Source organism: Cupriavidus ulmosensis (genome assembly GCF_977008105.1).
Window position 1 is genome coordinate 3,515,320 of sequence record NZ_CDRMWP010000001.1, and the last position, 17,300, is coordinate 3,532,619.

The 17,300-nt window shown below is 69.8% G+C and carries 10 protein-coding genes; 6 read left to right on the top strand and 4 right to left on the bottom strand.

Features of this window, described 5'->3' with window-relative positions:
• Positions 1 to 102 precede the first annotated feature (102 nt).
• Positions 103 to 1,113, top strand: coding sequence for a sensor domain-containing diguanylate cyclase (locus tag ACWTPI_RS16160; protein ID WP_454732155.1), 1,011 nt, complete (start codon positions 103 to 105; stop codon positions 1,111 to 1,113).
• A 162-nt stretch (positions 1,114 to 1,275) separates the two neighbouring features.
• On the top strand, positions 1,276 to 3,915 hold the full coding sequence (locus ACWTPI_RS16165) for a sensor domain-containing protein (RefSeq protein WP_454732156.1): 2,640 nt from the start codon (positions 1,276 to 1,278) through the stop codon (positions 3,913 to 3,915).
• Positions 3,916 to 3,936: 21 nt separating this feature from the next.
• Here ACWTPI_RS16165 and ACWTPI_RS16170 read toward each other — a convergent pair whose 3' ends face one another.
• Positions 3,937 to 5,289, bottom strand: a complete 1,353-nt coding sequence (locus ACWTPI_RS16170; protein ID WP_454732157.1) for an MFS transporter — start codon at positions 5,287 to 5,289, stop codon at positions 3,937 to 3,939.
• A gap of 478 nt (positions 5,290 to 5,767) precedes the next feature.
• On the opposite strand from ACWTPI_RS16170, the gene ACWTPI_RS16175 reads away from it, so the two are divergent.
• From ACWTPI_RS16175 to cls, 4 genes are all read left to right on the top strand, one after another.
• The gene (locus ACWTPI_RS16175; protein WP_020201680.1) at positions 5,768 to 6,769 is read left to right on the top strand and encodes a LacI family DNA-binding transcriptional regulator; all 1,002 of its coding nucleotides are present in this window, start codon (positions 5,768 to 5,770) and stop codon (positions 6,767 to 6,769) included.
• Positions 6,770 to 6,983: 214 nt separating this feature from the next.
• Positions 6,984 to 8,768, top strand: a complete 1,785-nt coding sequence (locus ACWTPI_RS16180) for an IlvD/Edd family dehydratase (protein ID WP_454732158.1) — start codon at positions 6,984 to 6,986, stop codon at positions 8,766 to 8,768.
• Between the two features lie 49 nt (positions 8,769 to 8,817).
• Positions 8,818 to 10,005 carry a fumarylacetoacetate hydrolase family protein gene (locus tag ACWTPI_RS16185; protein ID WP_454732159.1) on the top strand — a complete coding sequence of 396 codons (1,188 nt, stop codon included), beginning with the start codon at positions 8,818 to 8,820 and terminating at the stop codon, positions 10,003 to 10,005.
• Positions 10,006 to 10,135: 130 nt separating this feature from the next.
• Positions 10,136 to 11,707 carry a cardiolipin synthase gene (gene cls, locus ACWTPI_RS16190; RefSeq protein WP_231586567.1) on the top strand — a complete coding sequence of 524 codons (1,572 nt, stop codon included), beginning with the start codon at positions 10,136 to 10,138 and terminating at the stop codon, positions 11,705 to 11,707.
• 37 nt (positions 11,708 to 11,744) lie between these two features.
• Here cls and ACWTPI_RS16195 read toward each other — a convergent pair whose 3' ends face one another.
• The 3 genes from ACWTPI_RS16195 to ACWTPI_RS16205 all read right to left on the bottom strand — a co-directional run bounded on the left by ACWTPI_RS16195 (position 11,745) and on the right by ACWTPI_RS16205 (position 16,958).
• A complete protein-coding gene (locus tag ACWTPI_RS16195) occupies positions 11,745 to 12,929 on the bottom strand; it encodes a porin (RefSeq protein ID WP_081651339.1) in 1,185 nt (394 codons plus the stop codon).
• 415 nt (positions 12,930 to 13,344) lie between these two features.
• Entirely contained in the window at positions 13,345 to 15,579 is a 2,235-nt protein-coding gene (locus ACWTPI_RS16200) for a hypothetical protein (RefSeq protein ID WP_454732160.1), read from the bottom strand.
• 86 nt (positions 15,580 to 15,665) lie between these two features.
• Positions 15,666 to 16,958, bottom strand: a complete 1,293-nt coding sequence (locus tag ACWTPI_RS16205; protein ID WP_454732161.1) for an MFS transporter — start codon at positions 16,956 to 16,958, stop codon at positions 15,666 to 15,668.
• Between the last annotated feature and the right edge of the window lie 342 nt (positions 16,959 to 17,300).

Sequence of the window (17,300 nt, forward strand, 5' to 3'; positions counted from 1 at the left end):
CCCGCGCCGCGGCCCGAATGCCCTTGCCGCAGCCCCGTCCCAACATGACATGGCTGCGTTTTTTCTGGCCGACGCGGCCAGGACAAGAACATCATCGCCACCATGCCAGCCGCCGCCACGCCAGACACCGAGCAGGTCCGCATCAATACGCTGCGGGCGCTGCGGATCCTCGACACGCCGCCCGACGAGCGGTTCGACCGCCTGACCCGGCTCGCGCTGCGGCTGTTCGACGTGCCGATCGCGCTGGTGAGCTTCGTCGACGCCGAGCGGCAGTGGTACAAGTCCATCTCGGGCATCGCGTTCCGGGAAACGCCGCGCAGTTCGTCGATCTGCGCCCACGCGATCCTCGGCAACGACATCCTGGTCGTACCCGACACGCTGCGCGACGACCGCTTCAAGGACAATCCGTTCGTGACCGGCAAGCCGCACGTGCGCTTCTATGCCGGCTACCCGCTGTCGGCCTCCAATGGCAGCAAGCTGGGCACCTTGAGCGTGCTCGACGACCGGCCGCGCGATTTCGGCGAGGAGGACCGCTCCCTGCTGCGCGACCTGGGACGGATGGCGGAGCAGGAACTGCTGGCGGTGGAGCTGGCCACGCACGATCCGCTCACCGATCTCGCCAACCGGCTCGGCTTCGTGGCGCTTGCCGAGAACATGCTGACGACGTGCAGGCGCCTGCGCAAGCCGGCGTCGCTGTTTTTCTTCGACCTGGACAATTTCAAGCAGATCAACGACACCTTCGGCCACGCGGTCGGCGACCAGGCGCTGTCGCAATTCGCGGACGTACTGCGCGGCAGCCTGCGCGAAGGCGACATCATCGGCCGCCTCGGCGGCGACGAGTTCGTCATGCTGCTAGCCGGCGCGAACCGCGAGCAGTCCGACAAGATCGCCCGGCGCATCGAGCACCGCATCGCGGTGGAGAACCAGGGCGCCATGTGCCGCGGATACCGGCTGCAATACAGCGTCGGGCACATCGAGTTCGACGACAGGCGGCACGTCTCCGTCACCGACCTGCTTGCCGCGGCCGACGCCGCGATGTATGCCCACAAGCGCGCATCGCGGCGGGCGGCGCCGGCGGCGGCCGCGTGGCCCGCGCAAAGCATGACGGCCTAGGTCCGCGCGCGAACGCGCCGGCCCGGGCCCGGAACCGATTTCCCGCATCCCGTCACCGCGCCTGCCACAAGCAGCCGGTAACGTGCGATCCGCTTCTATCCGAAACGGCATCGCGACGATGTATCGCACCACCAGCGGTAAACACCAAAGTACCGACAGACGATGGAACCATGCCAGCATTGCTCCCCGGCCCACAAGGCCGGGCCGCCACCGGATTGGCCCGGCGAGCACACTACCGCCCGCGCCGGCTCGGCCGCGCTTCGCAACAGCCGGGAGAGCCTGGTCCCGCCCGGCGCGCCCGAACCCACGCTTGCCGGTTTCGCGCGGCAGGACTGGGATGCCCTCGACCCGTCGGTCCGGTGGGCCGCGGACCGGCGCGGCGCGCTCAGCCTGTTGCTGGACCCGGGCGACGGGATGGGCAGCGAAGCGGGCAATGAAAGCGATGACGAAAGCGGCGACGAAGCGGCCGGCTCGCCGCGCCAACGGCTGATCGGGCGGCGCTGGCGCGACCTGGTCCCGCGCGAAGACCATCCCATCATCGGGCGCGCGATCCGGCAGGCCCTGGCGAACGGGCGCCCGTTCGAGGTGCGCTGCCGCGTGGTTCTCGGCGACGGCGAAGCGCTGTGGTACCGCACGCGCGCGATCGCGCGCCGTGACAACGCCGGCCGCATCGCGAGCTGGCACGGCCGCAGCGAATGCATCCACGAGCGGATGCTGGCGGAAGCGGCATTGCGGGCCAGCGAGGAACACCACCGCTACACCGTGCAGCTCAATCCCGGCATGCCCTGGACCGCGTCGCCCGACGGCCTCGTCGAGGAAATCAGCCCGAAGTGGGTCGAGGTGACGGGACAGAGCGCGGAGGCCACGCGCGGCAACGGATGGGCGGACTCGCTCCACGCCGACGACATCGCCGCCGTCGTCGCCGCATGGCAGGCCGCGCTGCGCACCGGCGACCCGGTGGACATCGAATACCGCATCGAGACGCGCGACGGCGCCTACCGCTGGGTGCGGGCGCGCGCGCAGCCGCGCCGCGACGGCGCCGGCGAGATCGTGCGCTGGTACGGCACGCTCGAGGACATCGACGACCGCAAGGAAACCGAGAACGCGCTGCGCGAGAACGAGCAGCGCTTCCGCCTGGCCATCCAGGCGGCCGAGCTCGGCGTGTGGGACTACGACAAGCGCACCGGCCGCCAGGTCTGGTCCGACGAGCTGAAGGCGATCTTCGGCATCGCGAAGCACGAACAGCCGCAGGCCGATACCGCATGCAGGCTCATCCATCCCGACGACCGGGAGCTGCTCAAGTCCGCGCTGGCCGCGCCCGACGACGGCAGCCGGCAGCAGGAGTTCGATGCGCAGCTGCGCATCCGCCGTGCCGACGACGGCCGCGAGCGCTGGCTGCGAACCAAGGGATGGAAGACGTTCCGCCCCTGCGGCGAGATGGCGCGCGCGCTCGTGACGTTCCGCGACGTGACCGACGAGCAGACCGCCGACGAGCGCATCCGCTGGATGGCAACCCACGACGCCCTGACCCGGCTGCCCAATCGCGCGGCGTTCCAGCACGAGATGGAGCGCCTGATCAAGCGCAGCGGCAGCGATCCCGATGCCGGCCCCGCCATCCTGATCGTGGACGTCGACGATCTCAAGGAAACCAACGACCAGATCGGCCACGACGCCGGCGACGCCCTGCTGCGCGCGCTGGCGGACCGCCTGCGCGAGGTGCTGCCCGCCCGCGCCTTCATCGCGCGGCTCGGCGGCGACGAGTTCGGCATCGCGCTGCCGTTCGCCACCCGCGCCGACATCGCCAGCCTGGGCGCCGCCATCGGCACGCGCCTGCGGCAGCCGCTCAGCTACGCGCAGCGCATCCTCGACTGCCGCGCCAGCATCGGCGTGGCCTGCCACCCGGAACACGGCACCGGCGCGGCCGACCTGCTCAAGGCGGCCGACACGGCGCTGTACGCGGCCAAGACCGGCAACCGCGGCCACCTGGCCTTCTTCCATCCCGACATGCGCCGCAAGGCGCGCTGCCGCACGGAGATGATCAAGTGCGCGCGGCGCGCCGTCGACGAGAACCGCATCCGCCCGTACTACCAGCCGAAGGTCGATCTGCGCTCCGGCCGCGTGACCGGCTTCGAGGCGCTGCTGCGCTGGCACGCGGGCGACGAGCTGATGCTGCCGCCGGCCAGCATCGCCGCCGCCTTCGAGAACATGGAGCTCGCGGACGAGCTGCACGAGCGCATGTTCCGCAGCATCCTCGCCGACATGCACCGCTGGCTCGACGCCGGCCTGCGCTTCGGCCGCATCGCCATCAATGCCGCCGCGGCGCAGTTCGTCCACGACGACTTCGCCGAGCAGTTCCTGTCCCGGCTGGCGGCCGAGCGCATCCCGGCCGACCGCTTCGAGGTCGAGGTGACGGAGACGGTCTTCCTCGGGCGCAGCGCGGAGGGCGTCGGCCGCGCGCTGCGCATGCTCAGCGCCGAGGGCGTGCGCATCGCGCTCGACGATTTCGGCACCGGCTACGCCTCGCTGACCCACCTCCAGGCGCTCCCCGTCCACGTCATCAAGATAGACCGCAGTTTCATGGCGGATCTCGACGAGCGGACCGGCAACGCCGCCATCGTCGAGGCGGTGGTCACGCTCAGCCGCAAGCTGGGCATGGAAACCGTCGCCGAGGGCATCGAGCACGCCGGCCAGTACGACTTCCTGCGGCGCTGCGGCTGCAACATGGGCCAGGGATTCCTGTTCAGCCCGGCGATCCCCGCCGAGCGGGTGCCGGCCATGCTGCTGCAGACGTGGAGCGCATGACCCGCCTCGCGCGGCGGCGGCTCAGCGCGCCGCCTCCCCTTCCCCGTTGAGCAGGCTGCGCGGAATCAGCACGATCAGCACGCAGCTCACCAGCAGGCACGCGCCGAGCGCGTAGGTGCCGTTGTTGATGTTGCCGGTCAGTTCCTTGGCCATGCCGGTGATCATCGAGCCGGTGAAGCCGGACAGGTTGCCGATGGAGTTGATCAGCGCGATGCCGGCCGCGGCGGCGGGGCCGGACAGGATCTGGCCGGGGAAGGTCCAGTAGATCGGCATCAGCGCGAGAATGCCGCACGTGGAGATGGTCAGCAGGACGATCGACAGTTCCACGTGCCGCGCGAACGCGGCGCTCAGGATCAGGCCCACGCCGCCGATCAGCGCGGGCACCGCGGCGTGGAAGCGGCGCTCGCCGGTCTTGCGCGAATGGCGGGCGTTCCAGACCATCGCGACGATGGCGCTCAGGTAGGGGATCGCGGTGAGCAGGCCGATGTGGAAGGTGTTGGTCACGCCGGAGGCGCGGATGATCGACGGCAGCCAGAACGCGAGACCGTAGAAGCCGGTGTTGAAGGTCAGCAGGATGAAGGTCAGCAGCCAGACGCGCGGGTTCTTGAGCGCGGCGCCGACGCGGTGCGACTTGTTGCCGTTCTCGCGCGCGAGGTTGCGCTCGAGCACGGCCTTTTCCTCGTTGCTCAGCCACTTCGCCGAGCGGATGCCGTCGCCGAGCGCGAACAGCACCAGGAATGCCACCAGCACGGACGGGATGCCTTCGAGCAGCAGCATCCACTGCCAGCCCTGCATGCCGGCCAGGCCGTGCGTGCTCTCCATCAGCCAGCCCGAGATCACGCCGCCCACGGTGAGGCTCAGCGGGATCGCCACCAGGAAGCCGGACATCGCCACGCTCTGGCGCCTGGCCGGGAACCAGTAGTTCATGTACAGGATGACGCCGGGGAAGAAGCCGGCCTCGCACAGCCCCAGCAGGAAGCGCAGCGAGTAGAACATGGTGGTGGTCTGCACGTGGAACAGCTCCGCCAGCGGCACCACGAACGCCAGCGAGGACGACACGATGCCCCACGTGACCATGATGCGCGCGATCCAGAAGCGCGCGCCGAAGCGGTGCAGCAGCAGGTTGCTGGGCATCTCGAAGAGGAAATAGCCCCAGAAGAACACGCTGGCGCCGATGGCGTAGACGGTGTCGCTCATGCCGAGGTCGTCGAGCATCTGCAGCTTGGCGAAGCCGACGTTGACGCGGTCGAGGTAGGCCACCACGTAGCACAGCAGCAGCAGCGGCAGGATCCGCAGCATGACCTTGCGGTACAGGCGGTCTTCGGACGTATCGGCGGCCGCGGGAATGGCGGCGGCCTGCGTGATGGAGGGCATGAATTTGTCTCCCGTTTCTTATGATGGCTTCCGGCCCCACGCTGATGGCAGGGGTACCTTGCTGCCGCGCGGGAATGCGTTCGCGGCGGGCCGGAAGAGGTTCAGGCGGCGAATCCGTTCGCCGCGGGTCGGTCAGGACATCGATCGGGCACCAGCCGCGGCGCGAAGCGCAGGGTGAGGCAGGAAGCCCGCGGCGATGCCGGCCATTCCATTTGTTACCGGTAACATTTCGGTGCGGAATAGTCTCCCAACAAACGTCCTGATACCGGTAACGAAAAATAGCACAGAGACAATCGCGGCTTCAAGCCCGCCGCAACAAGGGTATTCCCTTAGCAGCGGTCCCCCGCAAGCGCGCGCCGGGGACCGCGCCGATGTGCCCGGTATCATATGCGCACCTTCCACTCCCTCACAGCGCCGACCGATGGCCACTCCCCCCGCCACCCGCAGCACCGCGACGCGCCAGTCCGGACCGCCCCGCATGTCGGATGTCGCCCGGCTGGCCGGCGTGTCCAAGATGACGGTCTCCCGCGTGCTGGCGGGGCACAGCGTGGCGCCGGCCACGCGCGAGCGCGTGCAGCAGGCCATCGACGAGCTCGGCTACGTGGCCGACGCGGCGGCCGGCGCGCTGTCCTCGGGGCGCTCGGAGTTCGTCGCGGTGCTGGTGCCTTCGCTGTCGAGCTCGAACTTCTCCGACACCGTGCGCGGCCTGAGCGACGCGCTGGAGCCGCACGGGCTGCAACTGCTGATCGGCGACACCGACTACCACCTCGAGCGCGAGGAACGGCTGGTGCGCTCCATGCTGCGCCACCAGCCGCGCTGCGTGGCGCTGACCGGCTCGCAGCACACCGAGACCACGCGCGCGCTGCTGCAGCGCTCGAACATCCCCGTGGTGGAAATGTGGGACCTGCCGACCACGCCGATCGACACCGCGGTGGGCTTCTCCAACGTGAAGGCCGCGCGCGCGATGGTGCGCTACCTCGCCGGGCGCGGCTACCGGCGCATCGGCTTTCTCGGCGGCGCCAGCGAGTTGGACCGGCGCGGGCTGGACCGCATGAAGGGCTACCAGGCCGAGATCAAGGCGCTCGGGCTGGGCGAGCCGCGCATCATCCGCCTGGGCGAATCCCCCATCACCATGAGCCACGGCGCGCCGGCCATCGCCGCGCTGCTGGCGCAATGGCCCGACACCGACGCCGTCATGTGCGTGAGCGACATGTCCGCGTTCGGCGCCGTCATGGAATGCCTGCGCCGCGGCCTGTCGGTGCCCGGCGACATCGCCGTGGCGGGCTTCGGCAACTTCGAGGTGGCCGCCTGCTGCCATCCCGGCATCACCACCATCTCGGTCGACGCGTATGGCATCGGCCTGCGCACCGGCGAGGCGCTGCTGGCCGCGCTGGACGCGCGCGAAGGCGCCGGCGCGGCCAAGGCGCCGCCCAAGAGCGTGAAGATCGACTACGCCGTGCTGGCCCGCGAAAGCGCCTAGACACCCCTGCGGCAACACCATCCGCCCGCTTCGCCACACGGCCCGGGCACCGCTGTGCAGGTCCGCGCATGCGTGCTAACATCCGAAATTGTTACCGGTAACTTAAACGCGCGGAGCACCGCCTGCCCGGCCTGGCCAGCGCGCGCGAAGCGATGCGCGCCGCCGCGCCGGCACCGGTACGCACCACAAACAGATCCTCACGGAGACAAGCAAGATGTCCCAATCCACGCCGCGCCGGCTGCGCAGCCAGAACTGGTTCGACGACCCTTCCCACGCGGACATGACCGCGCTGTACGTCGAGCGCTTCATGAACTACGGCTTGACCCGCGAAGAGCTGCAATCGGGCCGGCCCATCATCGGCATCGCGCAGACCGGCAGCGACCTCGCGCCGTGCAACCGCCACCACATCGAGCTGGCGCAGCGCACCAAGGCCGGCATCCGCGACGCCGGCGGCATCCCGATGGAATTCCCGGTGCATCCGCTGGCCGAGCAGAGCCGCCGCCCCACCGCCGCGCTGGACCGCAATCTCGCCTATCTCGGGCTGGTGGAGATCCTGCACGGCTTTCCGCTCGACGGCGTGGTGCTGACCACCGGCTGCGACAAGACCACGCCCGCGTGCCTGATGGCCGCGGCCACGGTCGACCTTCCGGCCATCGTGCTGTCGGGCGGGCCGATGCTCGACGGCTGGCACCAGGGCAAGCGGGTCGGCTCGGGCACTGTGATCTGGCACGCGCGCAACCTGCTGGCCGCGGGCGAGATCGACTACGAAGGCTTCATGGAACTGACCACGGCCTCGTCGCCGTCGATCGGCCACTGCAACACGATGGGCACCGCGCTGTCGATGAACAGCCTGGCCGAGGCGCTCGGCATGTCGCTGCCGGGCTGCGCCAGCATCCCCGCGGCCTACCGCGAGCGCGGGCAGATGGCCTACGCCACCGGCAAGCGCATCGTCGACCTGGTGCGCGAGGACGTGCGGCCGTCGCGCATCATGACGCGCGCGGCGTTCGAGAACGCCATCGTGGTGGCGTCGGCGCTGGGCGCGTCCAGCAACTGCCCGCCGCACTTGATCGCGATCGCGCGCCACATGGGCCTCGCGCTGAGCCTGGATGACTGGCAGCGCGTGGGCGAGCAGGTGCCGCTGCTGGTGAACTGCATGCCGGCCGGCGAATACCTCGGCGAGAGCTTCCACCGCGCCGGCGGCGTGCCGGCCGTGCTGCGCCAGATCGACGCGGCCGGGCTGCTGCGCCGCGAGTGCCTGACGGTGTCGGGCCGCCTGATCGGCGACATCGCCAACGCCGCGCCGGACGCCGACCGCGACGTGATCCGCACTGCCGGGGACCCGCTCAAGCACGGCGCCGGCTTCATCGTGCTGTCGGGCAATTTCTTCGACAGCGCCATCATGAAGATGTCGGTGGTGGGCGACGCCTTCCGCCAGACCTATCTGAGCGAGCCCGGCGCGGAGAACACCTTCGAGGCGCGCGCGATCGTGTTCGAGGGGCCGGAGGACTATCACGCGCGCATCAACGATCCGGCGCTGGAGATCGACGAGCGCTGCATCCTGGTGATCCGCGGCTGCGGCACGGTGGGCTACCCGGGCAGCTCGGAGGTCGTCAACATGGCGCCGCCCGACGAGATGGTCAAGCGCGGCATCACCTCGCTGCCGTGCCTGGGCGATGGCCGCCAGAGCGGCACCTCGGCCAGCCCGTCGATCCTCAACATGTCGCCCGAGGCGGCGGTGGGCGGCGGCCTGGCGCTGCTGCGCACCGACGACCGCATCCGCGTGGACCTCAACGCGCGCAGCGTCAACCTGCTGGTGCCCGAGGACGAGCTGGCGCGCCGCCGCGAGCACGCCAGCTTCACCGCGCCGCCGTCGCAGACGCCGTGGCAGGAGCTGTACCGCAAGCTGGTGGGCCAGTTGTCCACCGGCGGCTGCCTGGAACCGGCCACGCTGTACCTGAAGGTGATCGAGGAACGCGGCGAGCCGCGCCACTCGCACTGAACGCGCACTGAACGCACGCGCCCCCGACAACCGACTCTCCCGCCAACCCATGCGAACCCTCTCTCCCTCCGCCTGCCTGCCGGCCGATCTCGAACAAGCGCTGCTGGTCGGGCGCGTGTGGCGCCGCGCCGGCGACCATGAAGGCCCCTGCGTGGTCGCCGTGCGCGACGGCCACGTCTTCGACATCACGGCCACCGTGCCGACCACCGCCGACCTGTTCGAGCGCGCCGACGCGCTGGAGCTCGCCCGCCACGCGCCCGGCGAGGCGCTCGGCAGCGTGCAGGCGCTGCTGGCCCCGGCGCTGGCGGGCGACGCCGGCGCGCCGGTGCGCCTGCTCGCGCCGTGCGACGTGCAGGCCATCAAGGCGTGCGGCGTGACCTTCGCCGTGAGCCTGATCGAGCGCGTGATCGAGGAGCAGGCCGGCGGCGATCCGGCCCGCGCCAAGGACGTGCGCGAGACCATCACCGCGCTGATCGGCACCGACCTGTCGCAGATCGAGCCCGGCTCCGAGGCCGCGCAGCGGCTCAAGGCGGAGCTCGAGCGGCGCGGCGCGTGGTCGCAGTACATGGAAGTCGGCATCGGCCCCGACGCCGAGGTGTTCTCGAAATCGCAGCCGATGTCGGCGGTCGGCTTCGGCGCCGACATCGGCCTGCATCCGGCCTCGGTGTGGAACAACCCCGAGCCGGAGATCGTGCTGGCGGTCAGCAGCGCCGGCAGGGTGGTCGGCGCCACGCTCGGCAACGACGTCAACCTGCGCGACATCGAAGGCCGCTCCGCGCTGCTGCTCGGCAAGTGCAAGGACAACAACGGCTCATGCGCGATCGGCCCGTTCGTGCGGCTGTTCGACGCGCGCTTCACGCTCGACTCGGTGCGCCGGGAAAGCGTGTCGCTGCGCGTCGAGGGCGCCGGCGACGGCTTCGTGCTCGAAGGCGTCAGCCACATGAGCGAGATCAGCCGCGACCCGGCCGACCTCGTCGCCCAGACCTGCGGCGCGCACCACCAGTACCCGGACGGCTTCATGCTGTTCCTCGGCACCATGTTCTCGCCGATCAAGGACCGCGACGCGCCGGGCGCCGGCTTCACCCATCACCTCGGCGACGTCGTGACCATCTCGGCGCCCGCGCTCGGCGCGCTGGTCAACACGGTGGGGCTGTGCACCGAGATCGCGCCGTGGACCTTCGGCGTGCGCGCGCTGTACCGCAACCTCGCGCAGCGCGGGCTGCTCGGCGCGGCCTGACGGCGCCGGCCCGGCAGCGACGGAGACACCAGCGGCGGCGGCACGGCGGAAATGTCCGCATCCCGCCGCCGCGCGGCTCTGGTATGGTTGGCGCTCCGCCGAACGTCGCCCGCCGGGCGCTCCGAGCCGCATGCCGCCATCCTTGCCACCGCCTTCCTCCCTGCCCGCCCTGCTCTCCCCGACCGTGCCCGCCGCCTGGCTGGCCGCGCTGCCGGACGTGGTGGCGGCCGGCCTGTCCTCTGGATGGCCGTGGCTGTTCACGCTGGCCGAATGGCTGATCCGGCTGGTCATGCTGGTCTACGTGCCGCAGCGCCGCGCGCCGGCGGCGGCGCGCACCTGGCTGCTGCTGATCTTCTTCCTGCCGTGGCTGGGCCTGCTGCTGTACGCGCTGTTCGGCCGCATCTACTATCCGAAGTCGCGCCGCCTCAAGCTCGCGCGCATCAACCAGGGCATCGAGCGCGTGCGCGGCCCGCTCGAGCGCTTCGCGCCAGTGCAGCCGCTGCCCGCCGGCGTGTCCGCCGACGCCGCCGGGCTGATCGAGCGGCTCGGCTCGTACTGGCCAATGCGCGGCAACGCCGTGGAATTGATGGACGACTACGGCGCGGTGGTCGCGCGCATGATCGCCGACATCGACGGCGCCGCGCGCCAGGTCCACCTGCTGGTCTACATCTACGCGGCCGACGCCACCGCGCGCGCGTTCACCGACGCGCTACTGCGCGCCGCCGCGCGCGGCGTGCAATGCCGCCTGCTGGTGGATGCGCTGGGTGCCCGCGCCGGATGGCGCGCGTTCGCGCAAACGCTGCGCCACGGCGGCGTGGAAGTGGTGCAGGCGCTGCCGATGCGCTCGCTCTCGGCCGTGCTCAAGGGCAAGAGCGCGCGCTTCGACCTGCGCAACCACCGCAAGATCCTGGTGGTGGACGGCAGCATCGGCTACATCGGCTCGCAGAACGTGATCGACGCCGAATCCACGCCCGGCCTGCCCAACGAGGAACTGGTGGCGCGCGTGACCGGCCCGGTGGTGACGCAGCTGCAGGCGGTGTTCCTGGCCGACCGCTACCTGGAAACCGGCGAGACCGGCGAGGCCGGGCAGGCCGCGCAGACCGAACGTGGCGGCTTCGTCGCCGGGAACTTCCCGCCGCCGCAAGCCGCCGGCGCGCACACCGCGCAGATGCTGCCCAGCGGCCCCGGCTACGGCACGCAGAACGCGCAGATGGCGCTGGTCAGCATGATCCACCGCGCACGCGCGCGGGTGGTCATCACCACGCCCTACTTCGTTCCCGACGAAGCCTTCCTGCAGGCGCTGCAACTGGCCTGCTACCGCGGCGTGGCCGTGCACCTGGTGCTGTCGCGGCGGATCGACCAGCGCTTCACGCAGGCCGCGCAGGAAGCCTATTTCGGCGTGCTGCTCGACGCGGGCGTGCACATCCACCTGTACAAGCCGGCCTTCCTGCACGCCAAGCACGTGACCATCGACGACGAAGTGGCGATGGTGGGATCGACCAACATGGACATCCGCTCGTTCGCGCTCAACGCGGAGGCCGCGCTGGTCATCTACGACCACGCGGTGGTGGCGCGCATGCGCGAGATCCAGGCGCGCTACTTCCGCGACAGCGCGCAGGTCGACCGCGCCGCCTGGCAGCGGCGGCCGCTGCGCCGGCGCACCTGGCAGAACCTCTGCCGGCTGGCCGATTCGCTGCTGTAGGAATTGCCGCGCGCGGACCGGGCCGCCATGCGCCCGCTCAGAAATGGTGCGCGATGCCGACGGTGAGGCTGTGCACCGAGCCGCCCGGCTTGGGCAGCGGAAAGCCGTTCTCCGGCTCGTAGTTGTAGGTCAGGGCCGAGGCCGAGCTGTTCCTGATGAAACCGAAGCGGGCGTAGAGCGAGGTTCTCTTCGACAGGAAATAGTCGTCGCCGAACGTCATGCCCCAGGCATGGTTCGCCTTTTGCGTGGTGTCGCGGAACCCCGCCGTGACGCGCAGCAGGTGCGCCCCGATCTTCTTCTGCACCCCGGCGAAGTAGAGCATGGCATTGGCGCCGCCGGTATTCCTCGGGTTGATCCACGACAGCACCGCCGTGCCGGTCAGGAAGCCGAAATCGTGCGAGACGTTGAGCAGGACGTTGTCGGTGCGGATCGACGGCTCCCGGGTGGCGTCGTGGCTGCATTGCGACGTTGCCGCCGGGCTCGGGTCGCACCAGTTCTGGGAGTAGGACGCCGACATGAAGTTTTCCTGGCTCGCATAGTAGATCGACAGCGACTGGTTGTGCGTCCTCGGGCCGACGTCCTGGTTTCCCTTCAGCGCGTAGAACGCGTTGATGCCGACGTGCTCCCACAGCAGCGGCGTGGTGTAGCTGATCGAGTTGTTGATGCGGTTGATGTCGAGGCTCGAGCCGTAGCCCAGGTCGCTGAAGGCGGCCAGGTACGAGTAGATGGACTGGTGCCCGGTGGCCAGGAACGGGTCGGCGCCGATCGCCAGCGACGAGGCGCCGCTGAGCTGCTTGCCGAGCGAGACGGTGCCCCAGTCGGTGCTCGACAGCCCGACGAACGAGCCCCGGTTGAAGAAGGAGGTCTTGCTCTGCTGCGTGCCGGAATCCGGGTTGAAACCGCTCTCCAGGCGGAAGAACGCCGTCAGCCCGCGGCCGAGGCTCTCCTGCCCGTAGATGCCGAACTTCGAGGTCCAGGCGTTGTTGCTCTCCACCCGCTTCATGTTGCCGCTGGGCCCGTGCGTGTAGTCCAGCCCGACGTCGACGGTGCCGTACAGCGACAGCATGCTCCTGCCCGGCATGACGCCCAGCGCGCCCGGGCCCACCCCCTGCAGGACCAGGCGCTGAATATCGACCATCGAGTCGGCCTCCGCCCATGAACTGGCGGAACCGCAGGACACTACCGTGGCAACACAAAGCAAACCGACGCGCTTTCCAAGCATATGCACCTCTCCGATCTGATGAAGTCGTGATGACGTTGCGGCAGCCAGAACCGTCTGGCACCACTAATTGACCAATCGTCAATTACACGATGCCAGATGCAATATTGATGCCACATCTATTTCCCCAATCTGGGGATTTCCTGCTGCAAGAAAGGCGTGTCCACTGCTGGCATGAGGACTGGCTGTGCTCATGACCGGCGCGCAAGCGGGGTCGCGCGGGAAGAACCGGAACGGAATGAATCGCAGCCGCGAACGGGCTGCGAAGGTACGGCGGCAGACGTGATCGGCCGGGCCGCGCCGCGGCTTGCGTGGCATGGCATCGGCCGCTCTTTTCAGGCGGGATTGCCCGCGGCATTGGCACCGGCCCGGCCGCGGCGATGCCGGCGCCGCCAGGAGCGCGGCGCCGGCGGGTCGATTACATCGACAGGCTCAGTTCGAGCTCCGTGATCGCCTGCTTCGCGCGGACCTGGCAGGTCGTGTAGCGGCGCAGCGCCCTGGACAGCCGGCGCGCGGCGTCCCCGCCGTTGCCCTGGCCCTGGCCCTCGCCGTCTCCCTCGTTCATCGACGACTCGCACTCCATGCCTTCCTGCAGGGCGTTGTCCGCGCGCTGGATCAGTCCGGCAAGGTAGGCCGAGCCGGCCACGCCGGGCGTGACCCTGCGCGCGCCGTCGAGCCGCCGCCGGGCGTCGTCGAGCAGTTGGGAAGCGCGGAGCTTTGCGTCCTCGAGCATCTCCCCGGGGGTGCGGCGCAACCGGATCTCCCAGAACTCGTTGGCTTCGTCGTGGTAGTAGTAGCCGTGGCCGGGAATATGCATGAGCGCGCGCCGGTTGGCCGGCCCCACACATCCCATGTACAGGCCCTGATCGCCGTCGTCCGGGCGCATGACGGCGGTGAACGCATTGACGCGATGGCAGATCGAGCTGGGCCACGGGCTGCCGCCAAGCCAGGCCTGCTCGCGCTCCGCGTGGGACATGCGCTGGCCGTCCTCGCGGTAGCGCTCGGGCGCGCTGGTCGAATAGATGCGCGCCATCACGTCGACGTCGATGCGGCCATGCGCCGCCTTGAGCGACTCGAACAGGTAGCGGTTGCGTCCTTGCGAGCTCTTGGTCGAGAGCGCGGGCGCGAGCTGCCGGTCGCCGAGATAGGCGAGGTCCGCCGGCCGGTTCTGGACCCAGCCTTCGACCGGGTTGAAGGCATATCCCTGGTCCGGGGCCAGGAACCCGGCGGCGGAACGCGGGTGCATGGAATTGTTGTTCGCATACAGGAACTCGTAGGACCGGCCCTGCTCGTCGAACGAGAGTTCGCGCAGGATGGGGTCGCTGCCCACGGCGTTCGACGGCCTCGCCTCGCACACGTATGCATAGCGCCCGTCCGCGTAGAAGCCCCCCACCGAACCGAGGATGGTGCCCACGTCGCCGATCGGCCATCCCATCTCGTTGCCGAGCGCGTCCGCGGCCGTATCGGCGAAGCGCAGGTTGTGGAACACCGACGCGCCGCGCCGCAGGCCGTAGCCGCGGTCGCTCGTTTCCTCGATGCCGTGCAGCCCGCCGCCGTGGTGGATGTAGGCCACGCCCTTGCTGTTCATGCCCGGATGCCCGGCGAAGAAATACTGCCCCAGGCCCGGGATGAAGCCGTTGATGGAAAACGGCGTGTAGATGAACGCGTGCCCGTCGTCGGGGAACGCGGCGATCGTCACCTGGAACGTGCAGTCGTGGTCGGTGGTCGAGCCCGAGACCAGCGCGCCGTCCGACGTTGCCTCGCCCCAGGCGCAGGCGCCGCTGCACAGGTCGACGGAACGGTCCGCGTGCGCCGAGCTCATGCTCTGGCCGCCCAGGTAGGAGGAGTCGGCCTGGCCTTCGCCTTCGTCCAGGCTGTCGGCGGTGAGGTCGCGCACGCCGTGGCCGCGGATGCCGCTCCAGATCGGCTCGAAGTGCCCGGTCCAGAGCTGAATGGCCGTCCAGTAGTTGAGTTCGATGCCGTGCTCTTTGGCGGCATCGATCCAGCCGCGCACCATCTCGCCGATCTCCGGCGTGTTCTCCTGCATGTGGACGTGCCAGTTCTTGACGATCTCGATCTCGTGCGCGCGGAACCGGCGCGCGGCGAGCCGTTCCACGGGCCACTTGCCGAAGATGTCGATGATCTGCTGGATGTATTGCCGCCCCATCTCGTGCGACGACCCGCGCAGCACCACGATCGGGCAGATCGCGGGAACGATGGGCACGTCGCCGGCGAACTCGATCTCCGTGCCGCGCCGCGACAGCTCGATCGCCGGCAGGCCCTCTCCGGCCAGCGCGGCCGGGTCCGGTTCCGTGCCATCGAGCAGGGCTTCCACCCGCCGGCACGCCTCGACGGCGCCGTCGAAATGCCGCGCGGCCTCCGCGGCGTCCTGCGCGCTCTGCGTGAACGCCGCGAAATACATATTGCTGCCGGTAAAACGGCCCGCATACCATTTCGCCTTGGCGATCATCAGCGTCGCGGCATCGAGGGCCGCGCGCGCCTTCACCGCGTGCGCGTCGGCCGGACTGCATTGGTTGAGCGCGCGATGCGCGTCGTACAGCGCGTACTGCGCTGCCACCGCCTGCGCGGCGAGGCTGGCCGGGGTATGGGTCGTTTGCAGGCTGGCTGCGCTGTGTTCTTGGTTGGTGCTCATTTCCATTCTTTCAGAAAACTCGGTCGATATTCCGATGACCGCTTGCGGATCGATGCATCGCTCGGGCGCGGACCGCCGGTCCGCCCTTACGAGGAAAACCTGTAGGAACCCAGGCGCAGCACCAGCAGCATCGCGGCGCACAGGGCACCGGACGCGCACAGCAGCGCGTACTTGTAGGTGGCGAAGTGATCGAACGAGAGGCCGAACAGGACCGGCCCGGCGATGCCGCCCAGGCCATGCACGAAAAAGAGGACCCCGTAGATCCGCCCGAAGGACTTGAGGCCGAAATATTTCTTGACGAAGAACGGCAGGAAATCGCCTTCCGCGCCGAGCGCGAAGCCGAGCAGCAGGCCGGCGAAGGCGGAGAACTGGATCGCGCGCGACAGCTCCGACGCCATCAGCACCGCGCCCGCGGTGGCCAGGCAGAACGCGGCCGCCGCCACCTTCCTGGCCGCGAACCGGTCGATCAGATAACCGCTGACGACCCGCCCCAGCACCACCCCCGCCCCGCTCACCGCCACGGCCCGCGCCGCCAGCTGCGGCGTGATGCCGCCGTCGACGAGCAGCGACACGAAATGCACCGACATGCCGAGCGTGGCCATCGATACCAGCAGCGTGACGGCGAGGATCAGCCACAGGCGCCGGTCGGCAAGCGCTTCGCGCACGGTGTATCCGGGCACCGGCATGCTGCCCGCGGGCAGGCGGCGCTGCCGCGCATGCCCGCGCAGGCCGCGCGCGCCGCGCGAGATGATGGCGCAGGCCAGCCAGCCGAGCAGCAGCGCCCCGGCCGCGAGCCCGGCGTAGGCGCTGCGCCAGCCGTAGTGCGCGATCAGCGTTTGCGCGATGACCGGCATGGAGATCGTGCCGACGCCCATGCCGATTCCCGCCAGCCCCAGCGCGACGCCGAGCCTGTCGCGCAGGCATCTTGCCAATACCGTGAGATAGCCCGGCGGCGTGGTGCCGGCGCCCGCCACGCCGATGCCGAAGCTGAGCGCGGCGAACAGCCAGGGCGAATTCCCGCAGAGCGACTGAATCGCCATGAAGACCGCCATCACCGAGGCCGAGCCGCCGATGACCCTGGTCTCGCCAAAGCGGTCGATCAACTGGCCGACCACGATCGAGCCCGCGGCCAGCCCCAGCATCGAGAGCACGCCCGCCGCCGAGGTCTGCGCGCGGCCCCAGCCGAACTCGTGGGCGATGGGCTGGAGGAAAACCGAGATCGTGCCGAAGTAGAGCGGCGCGAAGCCGGCGCAAAGGCCCAGCGCCGCGCCGAACACGATCAGGGCCCGATGCGGGGCGGAAAGCCCGCCGGCCGGCGGCGCGGCAAAGGCGGCTGCCGGCGGGGGCGCGGCGACATCCTGGTCAAGGTGGATCGACATGGTTGCCTTTCGGATGAGATGGCGAGGGTGGCTGATGTCCGGGTGCGCCGCGTGCTGCCGCGCCCCTTTTTTGACGTAACGCCAATTACTCTATCTTTGAATTGACGTATAGTCAAATAGATCAGGCGCGGACGCCGCCGGGAGCCGCGGCCGGGCCTGCCGGGCGCGGCCGGCGATCTGTCGCGATTGCCCGGCCGCGGCGCCCCGGCGCGGGCCGCACGGCCGCCGTCAGCGGCGATGGGGCGCAGGCAGAGACGCTATACTGGCGCGGAATTGCGTGCCGCGAGAGGACGCCGGCAGTGCGCCGCGCGCGCTGACAACGAAGATGAATGACTTAGTGGC

Excerpts from the sequence above, each read along its gene's own strand:
- ACWTPI_RS16200 (WP_454732160.1), bottom strand. The coding sequence starts at position 15,579 with ATGAGCACCAACCAAGAACACAGCGCAGCCAGCCTGCAAACGACCCAT.
- ACWTPI_RS16175 (WP_020201680.1), top strand. The coding sequence starts at position 5,768 with ATGTCGGATGTCGCCCGGCTGGCCGGCGTGTCCAAGATGACGGTCTCC.
- cls (WP_231586567.1), top strand. The coding sequence starts at position 10,136 with ATGCCGCCATCCTTGCCACCGCCTTCCTCCCTGCCCGCCCTGCTCTCC.
- ACWTPI_RS16185 (WP_454732159.1), top strand. The coding sequence starts at position 8,818 with ATGCGAACCCTCTCTCCCTCCGCCTGCCTGCCGGCCGATCTCGAACAA.
- ACWTPI_RS16180 (WP_454732158.1), top strand. The coding sequence starts at position 6,984 with ATGTCCCAATCCACGCCGCGCCGGCTGCGCAGCCAGAACTGGTTCGAC.
- ACWTPI_RS16205 (WP_454732161.1), bottom strand. The coding sequence starts at position 16,958 with ATGTCGATCCACCTTGACCAGGATGTCGCCGCGCCCCCGCCGGCAGCC.
- ACWTPI_RS16165 (WP_454732156.1), top strand. The coding sequence starts at position 1,276 with ATGGAACCATGCCAGCATTGCTCCCCGGCCCACAAGGCCGGGCCGCCA.
- ACWTPI_RS16170 (WP_454732157.1), bottom strand. The coding sequence starts at position 5,289 with ATGCCCTCCATCACGCAGGCCGCCGCCATTCCCGCGGCCGCCGATACG.
- ACWTPI_RS16160 (WP_454732155.1), top strand. The coding sequence starts at position 103 with ATGCCAGCCGCCGCCACGCCAGACACCGAGCAGGTCCGCATCAATACG.
- ACWTPI_RS16195 (WP_081651339.1), bottom strand. The coding sequence starts at position 12,929 with ATGCTTGGAAAGCGCGTCGGTTTGCTTTGTGTTGCCACGGTAGTGTCC.